Genomic DNA, 15155 nt, shown 5'->3' on the forward strand with positions numbered 1-15155 from the left:
CCAGAGCGAGCATCCCGGCCCCGGTCAGGCATTGACACCATCCACCCATGTCGCACCCGCCGCATCCAGCCCTCAAGGCCACCATCATTACCCACTTCAGCGCGGCCGGCGGAGCGGGAAGGCGAGCCGCTGCCGGTGCCGTCAGGGCCGCACCTGCGGCTGCCAGGCCGCCAGCGCGAGTTGCACCTGCGTGTAGGCTGCCAGGGTCTGGGCCTGCTGCTCAAGCCGCTGCTGTGCCGCCGTCAGGCGGTGCTGCCGCGCGGCCAGCACCGCGACCGCAGGCTCCAGGCCGTGGGCTTCGCGTCGGCTGGTATAGCGCAGCGTCTCGTCGGCCGCCTGCAGGGCGGCCTGGGCCTGCTGCCAGGCCTGCCACTGCGCCTGCCAGGCTCGCAGCGCAGACTCGCCTTCGGCCAACGCCGCCAGCACCGTTTTTTCGAACTGGGCCCAGGCGCGCTCATTGCCGGCCTGCACGGCAGCGGTCTGGGCGGCACGGCGGCCGCTGTCCAGCCAGTCCCACTGCAGCATCGGGCCGGCGGCGTAGCGCAGGGCATTGGCCTGGCCGAGGTTGCCGGCGGTCTGCTGCAGGCCCAGCGTGGCAGCCAGCGACAAGCGCGGCAGGTAGGCGCGCTCGGCCAGCACCTTTTGTCCGAGGCCGGCGCGCAGCAACGCATCAGCCCGCGCCACGTCGGGCCGGCGGGCCAGCAGGTCGGCGGGGACCGTCAGGGTGGCGTCGTCCGGCACGATCGGCAGGGCCGCCGGGACCTGCAGTGCTTGCATTGCGGCGCCAGGCCTGGCTGGCGACTCGCCCACCAGCACGGCCAGCGCGGCCCACTCGACCGACACTTGCGCCGCCCTGCCTGCATGCGCGGCGCGTTGCCGGGCCAGTTCGGCGGCAGCGGCGTCGGACTCGCGTGGGTCGGCCAGGCCGGCTCTGGCCCGGTCCCGCAGTTCGGCCAGCCGGCGTTCGGCCACGCCCTGCTGCTCGGCGGCCAGCAGAGTGGCCTGTTGCGCGTGGCGCAGTGCCACATAGCGGTTCACCACCTCGGCCTGCACCAGGGCCTGCGCGCCTCGCGCGTCGGCAGCTGCGGCATCCACGTCTCGTTCAGCTGCGGCCTGCGCAGTACCGGCGCGGCCGAACAGGTCGATCTCCCAGTTCAAGCCCTGGCCCAGGCTGACCAGGCGCTGTTCCGGCGGACGGGGCAGGCTCTGACGATAGGGGTCGACTTCGGGCAGTGCCGGCCGGACGGCCTGGGCCTGCACACCCAGGCTGCCTTGCGGGCGGGCCTCAGACTGCACGACGCCGGCGCGGGCGCGGGCTTCGCGGACGGTAGCCAGTGCGACCTGCAGGTCCAGGTTGCGGCCTTCGGCCTGGGCGACCAGGGCATCGAGCATGGGGTCGCGCAGGTCGCGCCACCAGGGCCGGCCAGAGGCATCGGGCGTGACGGTCCGCCCCGCGGCGGCGGGGAGTGCTCCGTCGTGGCGGACCTGCAGCGTGGGCAGTTGCGGTCCGGGCGCGACGGCGGCACAGCCGCCCAAGGCCAGGGCGAGTACGAGGGCGCAAAGCGAGAAGGCGCGGCGTTGAAGACTTGCGTTCATGATGGGGCGTCGTGTTCAGGCTGTGGACCGGCCCGGGGCGGGTACGTGGTAGGCCACGGCGTAGAGAGCGGGAATGAGGCCGAGGGTGATCAGCGTGCCAAGCGCCAGGCCGCCCATCATCACGACGGCCAGGCTGGTCCAAACCGCACCGCCGAAGAGGTAGAGGGGTACCAGGCCCAAGATGCAGACCATCTTGGTCATGACGATGGGGCGCAAGCGCTTCGCGGCGGCATCCTCGATGGCGTCGAGTGCGGCCATCCCGCTGGCGCGGGCCTCCTCGATGGCATCCAGCAGCAGCACCGCGTTGTTCACGATGATGCCGGCAAGTGCCAGCAGGCCCAGCGTACCCACGAATGTCAGCGTGGTGCCGGTGAGCTTGAGCGCCAGGGCCGAGCCGATGCTGACGAAGGGAATGCTGGCCAGCACGATGAAGCTCTTGCGCAGGCTCTCGAACTGCCAGACGAACAGCAGGAACATCGCCAGCGTGCAGGCGGGCAGCAGCGCCGAGATCGCGCCGTTGGCACTGGCGCTTTCTTCGATTTCGCCGCCAAGCGCAATGCGCACCTGACCGCCCTCTCGCAACGCGTTCGTCTCCGCAGCCACGGCGGCTGTCAGGGCCTGCGCGGTCCAGCGGGCGTGTTTCGCGGTGATTGTTACGGTGCGCTCCTGGTTGAAGCGCTGTAGCACCGAGGGCTGCGCGGCCAGCTGGATATCGGCCACCTGGCCCAGGGGCACCGTGCCACGCCCATCGGCCCGCTGCAGCGGCGCGGCGCGCAGTTGCTCCACGCGGTCGCGGGCGTCTGCGCCGCCACGCACCACCACGGGAAGCAGCGTGTCGCCGTCGCGGTACTGGGTGACCGCCTGTCCGGCCAGCAACAGATCAAGCTGGCGGGCAATGTCGGCGCTGGACAGGCCCGCAGCGGCAGCCTTGAACTGGTCCACCTGCACATTGAGCTGCGGCGTGGTGCGTTCGGCATCACTGCTCAGTTCGACGATGCCGGGCAGGCCGCGCAGGGCCTCGGTGAGCTTCGCCGCCGCAGCGTGGTGGGACTGGCCATCGGCACTCGACAGGCGAAACACCGCCAGGCCCGATTCAGCCGAGCCCATCGAGAAGCGCTTGGCCTCGAAGCGCACCTCCGGGAAAAGGCGAGGCAACTTGGAGCGCAGCTTGTCGAGGGCCTGGTCGTGGCTGTAGCCCGGCGCCAGGCTGAGCACGGCATAGGCCCGGTGGGCCGCAGGCGTCGGTGGGTTGAGCGCCAGGATGAAACGCGGGCCACCTTCACCCACGTAGACCGCCTGGCTCTGAATTTCTGGAAAGCGCTTCTTGTCGGCCAGGGCTGCGGAGATGCGACCGGCAGTCTCGAGCGTCGTGTTGCCGCTGCTGTCCGGCGCGAGCTCGATGCCCATCTGCAGCTGACGGCGCTCGGAAGCCGGCATCAGTTCGGACGGGACGTGCACAAACAGCCAGCCGGCGGCCACGAGCAACGCGACCATGCTGCCGATGTAAATCGTCTTGTGGCCCAGCACCCAGCGCACCTTGTCGCGGTACCAGCCGGTCAGGGCCTCAACGGCCCGGGCCATGCGGCTAAGTTCCGCATGATGACGGGCGAAGCGCTGGCAAAGCAGCGGCGTCACAGTGACCGCCAGCAGCAGCGACAGCAGCAAGGCGATGGCCATCACGATACCCATGCTGCGCAGGTACTCGCCCGTTTCAGTATGGCTGAGCACCAGCGGCATGAAGGTCAGGATGATGGCCAGCGACGAGACCAGCAGCGGCACGAACATCGACCGGCCGGCCCGCGCGGCCGCCTGCTCGCGCGATTCCCCCAGGCTCAAGCGGCGTTCCATGTCTTCGGCCACGACGATGGCGTTGTCGACGAACAGGCCCAGCGCAATGATGATGGCGCCGATGGAGATGATGTGCAGGTCGATGGACAGCAGCCTCATCACCACCAAGCTGCCGAGCACGGTGGTCGGCACGATGGCGCCGACGATCAGGCCGGTGCGCAGTCCGAGGAAGAGCACCACGATGCCCATCACGATGACCGTCGTCTCCAGGAACACCTGGCCCACCTGCTTGAGCTGCTTACCAACGACCTGAGCCTGGTCGGTGATGGGGACCAGAGCCATGCCCACCGGCAGCTGGCGCTCAAGCTTGCCGATCTCCGCGCGCAGGCGGTCGGCAAAGCTGATGACGTTGAGCCCGGAGCCCATCGAGACGGCAATCACGGCGGCCGACTGGCCGTCGACGAAAGCACCAGTGATGGCCGGGTCCACTGGCAGCCGCTCGACGCGCGCCAGCTGGCCCAAGGGCGTCCAGCCACCCTTGGGTAGAGCCACAGGGGTCTGAGCCAGGGCTTCAAGGCTGGCGGCGTCGCCGCTGACCTGCAGCGACAGCTCGGCACCGCCCGCCTGCACGAACCCGGCAGGCGCCACGATGTTGCGACGGGCCAGGGCGTCAGCCACGGCCGTGGGGGCCAGGCCCTGCGCAGCCAGCGCGGGCAAGTCAAGACTCACCTGCACCTGCTCGTCCCGCAGGCCGTGCAACGTCACGCGCTCGACGCCGGGCAAACGTTTAATGCGATCGCGCATCAGGCGGGCTTGATCGCGCAGTTCGCCGGGGGTGTAGCCGGAGCCGGTCAGGCCCAAGGTCAACACGGCGACGCGGCCGAACTCATCATCGAGCCACGGGCCGACTGCGCCCTGCGGCAGGCGCGGCTGCACCTCGGCCAGCCGGTTGCGCAGGCGCTGCCACACGGCGGGCAGGCTCTGCGAGCTGACACTGGGCTCCAGTTCGACATAGCTGAACGCCAGGCCCGGACGCACCGTGGTCTTGACCCGCTTGACCTCGGGCAAGGTTTGGATGGCCTCTTCAGCCGGGCGGGCCACGAGCTGCTCCATGCGCTCGACCGAGGCACCAGGCACCAGCGTGAGCACGGTGGCGGTGCGGATCGTGACCTGGGGCTCCTCGGTAGAGGGAAAGTCCAGGCCCAGCCACAGGCCGGAAAGAACCAGCAGGAGTGCCGCGAGGAAGGCGAAGCGCGGGCGCTTCAGGGCGTAGGCGGTGATGCTCATGACCACTCCTTCAGCGCAGACGGCTCACCGGGGTGACCGCCTGACCCGCTGCCAGGGCCAGACCACCGGCGAGCACGACCTGATCGCCAGCCTTGAGGCCGCTGCGCACCTCGACCTGCTCACCCTGCAGGGCGCCCAGCGTCACGGGGACATGCTCAGGCACCTGGCCGTTGGCCGGCAGTCGCAGCACCTGTCCCTGCGCAGGATGGGCAGCATCCATCTGTACCGCCCTCAGCGGCACCAGCAAGGCCACCGCCGCCGGGTCGCGCGGCCACAGCTGCACCGACACCGCCTCGCCGGTGGCCCAGGCATCCGGCGCACTCATCAGGACACGACGGCTGCCGCCGGCCTCCACGCGCGGCGACACCTGCAGCACGCGCGACGTGGCGCTGCCGGACGAGCCCGTCAAGGCCAGCGTCTGGCCAGCGGCCAGGGGCAGCGAACCAGGCACGGCCAGCCACATCTCGCGACCGCGACCTTCGAGCCCGATGACGACGGTGCCGGCGCCCACGGCTTGCCCCACCTCGAGCTGGCGCAACGCGACGCGACCTTCGAAGGGCGCGCGCAGTTCGGTCTGCGCATGGTTCCACGCGGCAGCGGCGCGCTGGGCCTGGGCCGCGGCGACGGCTTCGCCTGCAGACTGGACCTCGGCTTGCACGGCGGTCCACTCGGCATCAGTGGCCGCGCCGCTGTCGCGGGCGGCTTGCAGGCGCTTCTCGCGACGCTGGGCTTCAGCCAGCAGCGCCTGCAGACGTCGACCATCGGCTTCGCTGCTGGCGAGCTGGGCCTGCTGGGGAGCAGCGTCGATGCGCGCCAGCAACTGGCCGCGACGCACCGAAGCGCCAACATCCACCAGCACTTCGCGCACCACACCCGGCACGGCGAACGCCAGCTCGGCGCGCTCGCGGGCACGCACTTCGCCGGCAAAGGGAAGCCCGCCCAGAGGCGCTTGCTTCACGGTGGCCACGAGCACGGGTCGGACGGAGGGGGTGGGAGGCGGTAGCCCGGCAGGACTGCAGGCGGCCAGCAGCCAGGCAGCCCCGAGCATTACAGACAGAGAGAAGGCGGGCCGGAGGGCTGATGTGTTGTGGAGATTCATGGGCATGGCGAGTCCGGGCGATGGCCAGGGTTGCGACAAAGCGCAACTCTAGGGAACACCGCCGACAGAGAGGGAACCTTTTCGGCCATTTCTGGTACATTTCTGGCCGACATCTGCGCCCACTCTGGAACCCATGCGCCATACCATGATGTACTGAAAGTTCCGATGAAAAGGGCTTTCAGGCGTCATGTCGCAATGCCTCAGTGGCGCGGCAAGGTTCAAGACGTCGGGTCCGAAACGGCCAAGTCTCATCCCTCCATGTCATGACTGCCACCTCTGTCGCCCTTGACGCCCGTCATCAGGCCAACATCGTGCCCGGCGTGGCGCGTTCACTCCTGGCCCTCGCCGAGGACCGCGGGTTGCACGCTGAGCGCTTGTGCCGTGGCCTCGGCCTTGATGCGCACAGCCTGGCCCAGGCCGATGCACTGATCTCCCAGCAGCAAACCCGCGCCCTGGTGCTGCGCGCCCAGCGCATGCTTGACGAGCCGGCACTGGGCCTGGCCGTGGGCGCGCGAGAGACGCCAATCTCCTGGGGCCTGGCGGGCTTGGCGATGCTGACCTGCGAGACGCTGGGTGAGGCAGTGCACTACGGCCTCGAACGGCAGACCGAAGCCGGATCACTGCTGGAGCATCACCTCATCACTGATGGTGCGCGTGCCCACCTGACCGCCACATCGCGAGTGTTCGATCTGGAGATCGAGGCCTTCCTCGTCGAACAGACCTTTGCCGGCTCAGTGGCCGTCGTCCGGTCCATGTTGGGCCCCAACTTCCGCCCGGCGCAAGTTGATCTGGCCTATGTTGACGAAGGACACCGGCGCTTGTACGAGCGATTCTTCCGCTGCCCGGTGCGATTTCAGGCCGATGAACATCGGCTGACCATCGAGACTCGGTGGCTGCAGACGCGCTTGCCGGGATATGACCGCATCACCAGCGACCTGGTGCGCCATCAGCTCAATCAGCTGCTGACCATCCCCATTGGCCAGGACGACCTGCTTGAGTCCGTGACGAGCCGCTTGCGCCACGGACTGCACGAAGCGCCGCGCCAGGACGACATGGCCGGGCAGATCAATGTCAGCGATCGGACCCTTCGGCGGCGCTTGGCGAAGCGCGAGACCAGCTTTCGCGAGCTGCGCGATGCCACCCGCCTGGCCCGTGCGCGCGACTTGCTCGCCAATACGCCGATGAGCATCGCCGAAGTGGCGCAGGCCCTGGGCTATGCGGATGCACGCTCCTTCCGACGCGCCTTCAAGCGCTGGACGGGGCAGCTGCCCACCGCGCTGCGCGGTCGAGAATGACGGACGGCAGCTCTGGAAGTTCGGAATGCCGCGATGGCGGGAGGCCACCGAAACGCCCTGGCGGCACATGGTTGGCCGGAGGAGCCCGGATCATGGCCCAACCCCACCTGTACGGATCTGCACATATCCGTAAGCTGGCAGCTCACACTGCACGCGCATGCCCTCATGAATCTAAAGTCATTCGTTGCCGCGGCCGAACGCTGGCTGTTCCTGCACAGGGCCTGGGTTCTGGGCTTGCTCGCGGCAGTCACCGTGGTTTTCGGCATGTTTGCGCTGAAGCTGCACCTCGAGGCCGGCTACGAGAAACAGATCCCCCTGGGGCACGAGTACGTCGAGGTGCTGCATCGCTACGCCAAGGATCTGCCCGGAACCAATCGCCTGAGCTTCGTCGTGAAGGCCCGCCAGGGCAGCATCTGGACCAAGGAAGGGCTGACACGGCTGTTCCAGGTGACGGAGGCGGTGACGCTGCTACCGAACGTCGACCGGGCAGGCGTCCGGTCGCTGTGGACTCCGAACAGCTTCGTCAACGAAATCACCGAGGAAGGGTTCCGGGCCCAGCCCATCATTCCCGGCACCATCGTGCCCGAGGCGCTCGATGCCGCGACGATCGCGCAGATTCAGGCCTCCACGAGCCAGGGCGGATTCGTCGGCGTGCTGGTGTCCCAAGACCAGTCCGCCGCCATGATCACGGCGGAGCTGTACGAGGTCGACCCGCAGGGGCAGCACCTGGACTACGTCGCGTACAACGCCCAGCTCGAAGGCTTGCGCCAACGGTTCGAGGACGATCACTTCGAGGTGCAGATCATCGGCTTCGCCAAGCAGGTGGGCGATATCGCCGAGGGAGCCGCCAGCGTGATCCGCTTCTTCGGGCTGGCCATCGTGCTGACCATCGGCGCCGTCTACTGGTACTGCCATTCCTGGCGGTTCACGCTGCTGCCCATTGCCTGCTCGTTCACCTCGCTGGTCTGGCAGTTCGGCACGCTGCGTCTGATGGGGTACGGTCTCGATCCGCTCGCGGTGCTGGTTCCGTTTCTGGTCTTTGCAATCGGCGTGTCGCACGGGGTTCAGCAGATCAACTTCATCGTGCGTGGCTTGGCGCACGGCAAGTCGACCGAGCAGGCATCGCGCGACAGCTTCAGCGGCCTGCTGATTCCGGGCATGCTGGCGCTACTGATGGCCCTCGTCTCGTTCGTCACGCTGCTGCTGATCCCGATCCCGATGATTCGCGAGCTGGCGATCACGGCCTCCATCGGGGTGGGGTTCAAGATCATCACCAATCTTGTCATGCTCCCGCTCGCGGCGTCGTACTTGCACTTCGGCGCGGGCTATTCCGAGCGCGCTATGGCCAAGCGCAGCGCACGAGCACGGATCATCCGGACGATCGCCGTCGTTGCGCGGCCGCGCACCGCCATCGTCGTGACCCTTCTTTCATTCGGTGTCCTCGGGCTCTCGGCATGGCAGAGCCGGGACCGGATTGTCGGCACGCTGCAGCCCGGCGCGCCCGAGCTGCGCGAGGACTCGCGGTTCAACCGCGATGCCGTGGCCATCGCGAGCAATTTCGACATGGGGCTGGACTGGCTCACCGTCGTGTTCGAGGGCTCGGGCGAGCCTTGCAGCAACACCGCCATCGGGCGCTACATGGACGCCTTCGTCTCGCACATGCGTTCCGTGCCCGGCGTCGTGTCGATCGATTCGTACTCCGGCCAGCTGCGCACCTACAACCAGGGCTACAACGAGGGACTGCCCAAGATGGATGTTGTCCCCGCGGACCCGGCCAACTACGCGGCACTGAGCGCCGAGTTGGGAAGGGTGCGCGGCTACAACACCAAGGACTGCCGCATGACGGCCGCACACCTCTACCTGGCGGACCACAAGGCCACCACGATCAACGGCGTGACCGACGCGGTCAAGCGCTTCTCGAAAGACGAGCCTGCGCCGAAAGACGCCCGGCTGCGCCTGGCGGCAGGCAATGCTGGCGTGCTGGCTGCGACCAACGAGGAGCTCGAGCGCAGCGAGCTGCCGATGATGCTTTACGTCTACGCGACGATCGTCGTGCTCGTGCTGCTGGTGTACCGCGACGTGCGAGCTGCCATCGCGTGCTGCTTCCCGCTGACGGTGGCCACGTTTATCGGCTACTGGTTCATGAAAAGCGCCAACATCGGACTGACGGTGGCGACGCTGCCCGTGATGGTGCTGGCTGTCGGCATCGGCGTGGACTACGCGCTCTACATCTACAACCGGTTGCAGATGCATCTGGCCGACGGCGACCCGATCCACAAGGCCATGGAGAAGGCGCTCGAGTTCGAGGGGATGGCCACGATCTTCACCGCGATCACGCTCGCGGTCGGCGTGGCCACCTGGTCCTTCTCCGATCTGAAGTTCCAGGCCGACATGGGCAAGTTGCTCGCCTTCATGTTCCTGGTCAATCTGATCATGGCCTTCACCGCGCTGCCGGCGCTGGCCGTCGTGCTTGAGCGGGTCTTCAAGCGCAGGAAGCCGGCCTACGCGCCTTCCGTTCTCGTGCATTGACCGGGAGCCTCACTTCATGACCGCATTGATTCGCCTCGCGGCGCTCTCCTTCGTCTTCAGCTTGGGCGGTTCGGCGGCGTCAGCCGCGAACGAGCCTGCAGGGTCGCCGCTGCTCGAACTGCGCCCCAATGCGCAGCCGCCGGCGATCGCCCGCAGCCTGCTGCTCGGCCTGACGCGTGCCGGAAGCCGCGTGGTCGCAGTGGGCGAACAAGGGCTGATCGAGCTCTCGGACGACGATGGCAAGACCTTTCGCGCGGCCAAGTCCGTGCCCGTGCAGGTCACGCTGACCGCGGTTCATTTCGCCGATGCGAGTCACGGCTGGGCCGTCGGCCACCTCGGCGTCATCCTCGCCACCACGGACGGCGGCGAAACCTGGACCCTCCAGAGGCAGGACGTCGGCAAGGATCAGCCGCTGCTCTCGGTCTTCTTTCTGGACGGCAAGCGCGGGATCGCGGTCGGCCTGTGGTCGTTGCTGCTGACCACCGAAGACGGCGGCGGCACCTGGTCGCCCGTGAAGGTTCCGCCGCCGGCCGGAGCGTCAAGGGCAGACCGCAATCTCTTTCACGCGTTCGGCGATGCGCAGGGGCAGCTGTACGTGACGTCGGAATCCGGGCAGGTGCTGCGTTCAACCGACGGAGGGCACCAATGGTCGTACCTCGCCACCGGTTACAACGGCTCGCTCTGGGCCGGCACAGCGTTGCCGAACGGTGCGCTCGTCGTCGGCGGTCTGCGTGGCTCGCTGTTCCGCAGCGACGACCACGGCGCCACCTGGCGCGCCCTGCCGCTCGAAGAGAAGCGCTCGATCACCAGCCTTGTCGGCGACGGCACGGGCGGGGTCTACGGTGCGGGCATCGACGGGCTGTTCCTGCGCAGTGCCGATGGCATCGCCTTCTCGTCAAGCAGGCTGCCCGGCCGGCCGACGCTCACCGCAGTGCTGGTGACGACCGGCGGCGGAGCACTGCTGATCTCGAGCACAGGCCCGGTGGCGCCGCCAGCGCAGACCAAGTAGCGCAGCCGTGCGCGCCCTCAACCCTGTGACCCTGTCTCGCAAGAATTGGCTCTTCGTGGGTTGCGGGCGGGCGGTTGGGCTGCCGCCATGGCCTTCAGCCTGATCGAGACGGCCAAGCTCAATGGCTGGAGCCCTATGCCTACCTGCGCGACGTGCTTCAACGCATCAATGGGCACCCTTTACCGACCGCCGTAGGGCACTCTCCGGTGCTTGCCACCTTCCGACGCTGACTGTTTCCGCCCCACTGGCTTGCGTTCGCTGCGGGCTGTCTACACGTCGCCTATGTGCTCATGCAAGCCGGTAGCCGCTCTTCGAATCGCCCGACCGCCCGCGCGATCCGGTCCACGATCTCGTCCACATCAACCTGCGTGGCAATCAGCGGCAGCGCCATTGCGCACACGACGCGGCCATGGCCGCTGCGCAGCAGCAGGCGCTCTTCCTGCATGCACTGCTGCAGCAGGCCCGTGACCCGGGCCGGCGCTGAGAACGGCCTGCGCGCGCCGGGGTCCGCGTCGAACTCGATGCCGGCGAACAGCCCGCCGGCGGCTGAATGGCACCGGCCGAGCCCATGATCGGCTCCGCGATGAAGGCGGCGACGGCGTCGTCACCCTCGGCCTGGATCATGCGGTCCAGCTGCTCGGCGAGATGGCGCGAGAACGCCTCCTCGTCGCCGTCCAAGCTCGCCGGCCTCCGGTGCTATTCGGCGGCTTCGGCATGAAGCACGAAGTCCAGCGGCATGTGGAAACCGCGGTGCGTCACTTCCAGGCCGGTCAGGCTGCCGGCCATCACCGTCGCGCCGTGGTAGCCGCCCTTGCGCGAGATGATCTTCTTCTTGGACGGCTTGCCACGCACGAGGTGGTAGCGCCACGCCAGCTTGACCTGGGCGTCGTTGGCTTCGGATGGCGTACAGCACCCGCTCGAACCCCGGCGGCGCCAGCGCGACGAGCCGTTCGCTGAGCTGGATGAGCGGCTCGCTCGTGAGCACATTGAAGTTGTGCGAGAAGCTGACATCCGCCATCTGCGCCGCCGCCGCACGGACGATCTCGGCACGCCCGTAGCCGACGTTGCTGCACCAAAGCCCCGAGCCGGCATCGGTGAACTGCTGGCCGCGATCGTCGGTCAGGACCAGGCCCTGCGCCTCGCGCACCACCAGCACGTCGCGGCCTGGCTGGGTGCGCAGCGCGGAGAACGCGTGCAGCAGCCGTCGTTCATCCGTCCGGCGCAGCGACTCGTGATCCTGCAGGGTCGACATGTCCGAATCCACGCGTCAGAAGTTGTAGCTTGCGAAGAAGCCGAAGAAGTCCCTGTCCTTGAACACCTGCCGTTCGACCGGGCTCTTCTTGCCGCCGAAGTAGCTGGTGTAGTTGATGCCGAACTGCCAGACCGTCGGGTTCTGGTTCAGCATCAGGTACAGGTTGGCGGACTTGTTGCCTTCCAGGAACTGGGCCACGATGTTCGGCGTGTCGCCCTTCACGCTGTGCGAGAAGGTGACGCCGGGCGTCAGCTGCCAGCCCGGAATCAGGCCGTCATAGGTCCAGTTGAAGTCCAGCACATAACCCCATGACGTCGCGGTGCCGACCCGGGCCGCGATCGGGTGGTTGGGGTCGCTGCGGTCCAGGCCCAGGAAGTAGCCGGCCTGCGCGACCTGATCCACCTCGACGCCGTTGATGGTCTGCCGGATGCGGCCATTGACGACGCCGGGATAGCGCGTGAGCGCCGCCTCGATCGTCAGGAAGGCGCTGTCGGCACCGAGCAGGTTCAGCACGAAAGGATGCTCGCTCTTCTGCAGCTGCAGCAGCGCCGTCACGCTCGCCTGGTACTTCTTCATGTCCTTGTACAGCTCGCAGCTGGCCGGATCGATGGGCGCGGGATTGGTCGCGGCGTCCAGCGCACCACCGGCGCCGTAGCAGCCAGACAGCGTGACGGCGTCCTTCGGCCGATAGGTCAGCTCCGTGCCGATGGCCCAGTTGCCGAGCGGGAAGCTGCTCGTGAGGCCGTACATCTTGCGGTTCTCGAGGAAGCGCCATTGCAGGGCCGGCAGCGGCGTGTCGGCTGGAAGCCCAAGCTGGCCGTTGACGTTGCCGTTGACCATGGACCCGTTGGTGAGCACCGGCAGCTGGTCGTGGTAGTTGACCGCGAAGAAGCCGAAATTGGATTGCGTCCCTGCGGGCGCCCATTTCAGCGACAGGCCGTACTGGCCGCCCTTCCTGGGCGCCTTGTCGGCCAGCATCGGGATGCCGAAGTTCCCCGCGCCATAGATCGCCACCACGGCATCGTCCTGGGACATCTGGCGCGGCGCCCCCGGTGTGCTGTACTGGTCAGGCGCCGTCACGTTCGGATTGGTGCCGAGATAGGCCAGCGGCCCGCGCCCCTTGTCGTAGTAGTCGCCGGCACTGAAGTACGAGCCCACGGGCGGCACGCGCGAGCGGCGCCACTTGAACTGGTAGTAGGCCTCCAGGTTCACCGTGTCGCTGAGCGAGCTGCTGACGCTGAGGGCCTGCACGGGCAGGAAGGCCTCCTTGAGCTGGGTGCCGGGCACCAGCAGCTTCTGGATATCGAGCACATTGGTCGCCACGCCGCCGGTCAGGAAGAGCGCCTCGCCCCAGCTGATGACCTGCTGCCCGAGGCGCACCCGCCCATTGCGGTCGCCGATGGAGAAGTCCTTGCTGACCCACAGGTCCAGCAGTTCGGCGTTGTTGACGATCTGCTTCTTCGCGTCGTCGGACAGTTCGGTGCGTCGCGTGTCGTCGGCCTTGAAGTCCTTCTTCCACGTTCCGCGCGCGAAGAACTTCAGTCCCGAACTGTTCTTCAGCAGGAGCTCATGGGTGCCCTTGAGGTAGAGCGTGAACCAATCCCCCTTGCGGTAATTGAGGTTGCCGTCGTCGCCCGCGGACCACTGCTCGGGATCGGCCGTGCCTGCGCAGGCGGCGCTGTCCCCCACGATGCTGCAGCTCGGATTGCTCGACCGGCGTCCGCCACCGACCGTCACCGTGCTGTTGAACGATCCTTCGAACAGATCGTTCTTGAACTCCACACCATGCGCGTAGTCCGCCGCCGCCAGCGCCGCGACAAGCGCGGGCACACCAAAGATCTTGTTGTTCACCTGGTTCTCCTCGTTATGGTCCGTCGCTGTGGAATGCCGTCGCGTCAGCGCTCGCTGTTCGCGCGCAGGGACTCGGCGGTGTAGAACGACGGCTTCAGGCGCGCGTCCGTGCCGGCCTCCAGCATCACGCGGATGTCCTGGCCGCCACCCGCCACGATGTTGTCCGCCACATAGCGGCCGCTGACGAAGTCGTAGTTGTGGTACTCGATGGCCGAGGTGCAGACGCCGGCCTCCCAGGCCGGGCGGACACCGTTCTCCTTGTGGCGCCACAGCTTGCCCTGCGCGTCGTAGTCGTCGCCGACCATGGCATGCCAGGTGTCCTCGTCGAGATAGATGGTCTTCTTGGGCGAGGAGTGGCGCACACCCTCCTTGACGGTGCCGACGATCTCCCAGACGCGATGCAACTCGTAGCGGCGGAAGTCGGCGCTGACGAAGCTCGGCTTCAGCAGATCGCTGGTGGAGACGCCGGGGTTGGCGGTCTTGAAGTTGTTGTAGGGGACATAGACCTCCTTCTTGCCCACCAGCTTCCAGTCGAAGCGGTCGGGGTTGCCGGAGAACACATACGACGCATCCGCCGGCAGCTGGTTCTCGAAGCCGATCAGCGGCGCGTCATAGGCGTACAGCGGCAGCCGCCGCACGCGCCGCTGGCCGGTGAAGTAGTAGAAGCTTTCGGTGTCCTGCCCGAAGTAGTAGCGCTGCACGATGGCCTGCCCCGCCAGCGCGGCCGGTTCGCGGTAGGCGTAATACACGCCGGCCTGCACCATGCCCTCGGACTTGGGCGAGACATGGCCCTTGGCGGCCCAAGGGAAGTAAAACACCTGCTGCGCCTTCACCAGGATGCCCTTGTCCGAGCCGGGCGCCGGCGAGACGTAGGTGCTGATCGACTGGAAGTCGACCGCCACGCCCTGGAAACGCATCAGCAGGTTCCAGATCGCCTCGATGCCGCTCTTGGGCGCCGGGAACGGCACCGACGGCAGCACCGCTTCTTCCAGGGCCCATCCGTTCGCCGCGATCTTGGCCTTGCCCTCGTTCGCCTTTGTGTTCTCGACCACGTAGTCCGGCATCGCGCAGTTCCGATGCGAGGGGTACACCGGCATGGTGTAGCCCTTCACCGTCTTGAGCAGCTGGACCTGGCCGGGAAGCAGCTTGTCGGCGTACTTGTCCACATTGGACGCATCGATGGCGAACAGGGGCTTCTCGTCCTTGTGCGCCCAGTGGTCGCCGCGGTACTTGCCGAACGACCAACCGGAAGTCGGCGCCTCGCTGCCACCAAAGGCCGGAATCGTTCCGGCCGCATTGCCCGCCTTCTCGGCGCCGATCGGCGTTCGCTCTTGGGCGACGACCGCAACCGCAGACAGGGACAGCGCGGCATGGAAGCACGCTCGGATGGCTCGGGTGATCGTGGACACAGGCGTCTCCTGACGTTGAAGTTGTTTGGATCAGTCTATG

At 67.5% G+C, this 15155-nt stretch carries 10 protein-coding genes; 3 read left to right on the forward strand and 7 right to left on the reverse strand.

The window, feature by feature from the left end:
* Positions 1 to 141: 141 nt before the first annotated feature.
* From NYP07_RS22470 to NYP07_RS22480, 3 genes are read right to left on the reverse strand one after another with little or no spacing between them, the layout of a single operon-like run.
* Positions 142 to 1596 carry a TolC family protein gene (locus NYP07_RS22470; protein ID WP_268154177.1) on the reverse strand — a complete coding sequence of 485 codons (1455 nt, stop codon included), beginning with the start codon at positions 1594 to 1596 and terminating at the stop codon, positions 142 to 144.
* A 15-nt stretch (positions 1597 to 1611) separates the two neighbouring features.
* Positions 1612 to 4671, reverse strand: a complete 3060-nt coding sequence (locus NYP07_RS22475) for an efflux RND transporter permease subunit (RefSeq protein WP_268154179.1) — start codon at positions 4669 to 4671, stop codon at positions 1612 to 1614.
* 10 nt (positions 4672 to 4681) lie between these two features.
* Positions 4682 to 5629 (reverse strand): efflux RND transporter periplasmic adaptor subunit, encoded by a 948-nt coding sequence (locus NYP07_RS22480; protein ID WP_268154181.1) that lies wholly within the window; start codon positions 5627 to 5629, stop codon positions 4682 to 4684.
* A gap of 404 nt (positions 5630 to 6033) precedes the next feature.
* On the opposite strand from NYP07_RS22480, the gene NYP07_RS22485 reads away from it, so the two are divergent.
* The 3 genes from NYP07_RS22485 (at position 6034) to NYP07_RS22495 (ending at position 10603) form a co-directional block, all read left to right on the forward strand.
* Positions 6034 to 7065, forward strand: a complete 1032-nt coding sequence (locus tag NYP07_RS22485) for an AraC family transcriptional regulator (RefSeq protein WP_268154183.1) — start codon at positions 6034 to 6036, stop codon at positions 7063 to 7065.
* A gap of 165 nt (positions 7066 to 7230) precedes the next feature.
* The gene (locus NYP07_RS22490) at positions 7231 to 9594 is read left to right on the forward strand and encodes an efflux RND transporter permease subunit (protein WP_268154185.1); all 2364 of its coding nucleotides are present in this window, start codon (positions 7231 to 7233) and stop codon (positions 9592 to 9594) included.
* Positions 9595 to 9610: 16 nt separating this feature from the next.
* Positions 9611 to 10603, forward strand: coding sequence for a YCF48-related protein (locus tag NYP07_RS22495; protein ID WP_268154186.1), 993 nt, complete (start codon positions 9611 to 9613; stop codon positions 10601 to 10603).
* 280 nt (positions 10604 to 10883) lie between these two features.
* On the opposite strand, the gene NYP07_RS22500 is transcribed toward NYP07_RS22495, so the two are convergent.
* From NYP07_RS22500 to NYP07_RS22515, 4 genes are all read right to left on the reverse strand, one after another.
* Positions 10884 to 11048 carry a hypothetical protein gene (locus NYP07_RS22500; RefSeq protein ID WP_268154187.1) on the reverse strand — a complete coding sequence of 55 codons (165 nt, stop codon included), beginning with the start codon at positions 11046 to 11048 and terminating at the stop codon, positions 10884 to 10886.
* 159 nt (positions 11049 to 11207) lie between these two features.
* Positions 11208 to 11855, reverse strand: a complete 648-nt coding sequence (locus NYP07_RS22505) for an aminotransferase class III-fold pyridoxal phosphate-dependent enzyme (RefSeq protein WP_268154188.1) — start codon at positions 11853 to 11855, stop codon at positions 11208 to 11210.
* A gap of 15 nt (positions 11856 to 11870) precedes the next feature.
* Positions 11871 to 13706, reverse strand: coding sequence for a DUF1302 domain-containing protein (locus tag NYP07_RS22510; RefSeq protein WP_268154189.1), 1836 nt, complete (start codon positions 13704 to 13706; stop codon positions 11871 to 11873).
* Between the two features lie 44 nt (positions 13707 to 13750).
* Positions 13751 to 15115 carry a DUF1329 domain-containing protein gene (locus NYP07_RS22515; RefSeq protein WP_268154190.1) on the reverse strand — a complete coding sequence of 455 codons (1365 nt, stop codon included), beginning with the start codon at positions 15113 to 15115 and terminating at the stop codon, positions 13751 to 13753.
* Positions 15116 to 15155: the final 40 nt, after the last annotated feature.

Origin of the sequence: Pelomonas aquatica (genome assembly GCF_026712205.1) — a bacterium.
In the GTDB taxonomy this organism is placed as follows: domain Bacteria; phylum Pseudomonadota; class Gammaproteobacteria; order Burkholderiales; family Burkholderiaceae_C; genus Pelomonas; species Pelomonas aquatica.

Excerpts from the sequence above, each read along its gene's own strand:
- NYP07_RS22470 (WP_268154177.1), bottom strand. The coding sequence starts at position 1,596 with ATGAACGCAAGTCTTCAACGCCGCGCCTTCTCGCTTTGCGCCCTCGTA.
- NYP07_RS22475 (WP_268154179.1), bottom strand. The coding sequence starts at position 4,671 with ATGAGCATCACCGCCTACGCCCTGAAGCGCCCGCGCTTCGCCTTCCTC.
- NYP07_RS22485 (WP_268154183.1), top strand. The coding sequence starts at position 6,034 with ATGACTGCCACCTCTGTCGCCCTTGACGCCCGTCATCAGGCCAACATC.
- NYP07_RS22490 (WP_268154185.1), top strand. The coding sequence starts at position 7,231 with ATGAATCTAAAGTCATTCGTTGCCGCGGCCGAACGCTGGCTGTTCCTG.
- NYP07_RS22495 (WP_268154186.1), top strand. The coding sequence starts at position 9,611 with ATGACCGCATTGATTCGCCTCGCGGCGCTCTCCTTCGTCTTCAGCTTG.
- NYP07_RS22500 (WP_268154187.1), bottom strand. The coding sequence starts at position 11,048 with ATGCAGGAAGAGCGCCTGCTGCTGCGCAGCGGCCATGGCCGCGTCGTG.
- NYP07_RS22505 (WP_268154188.1), bottom strand. The coding sequence starts at position 11,855 with ATGTCGACCCTGCAGGATCACGAGTCGCTGCGCCGGACGGATGAACGA.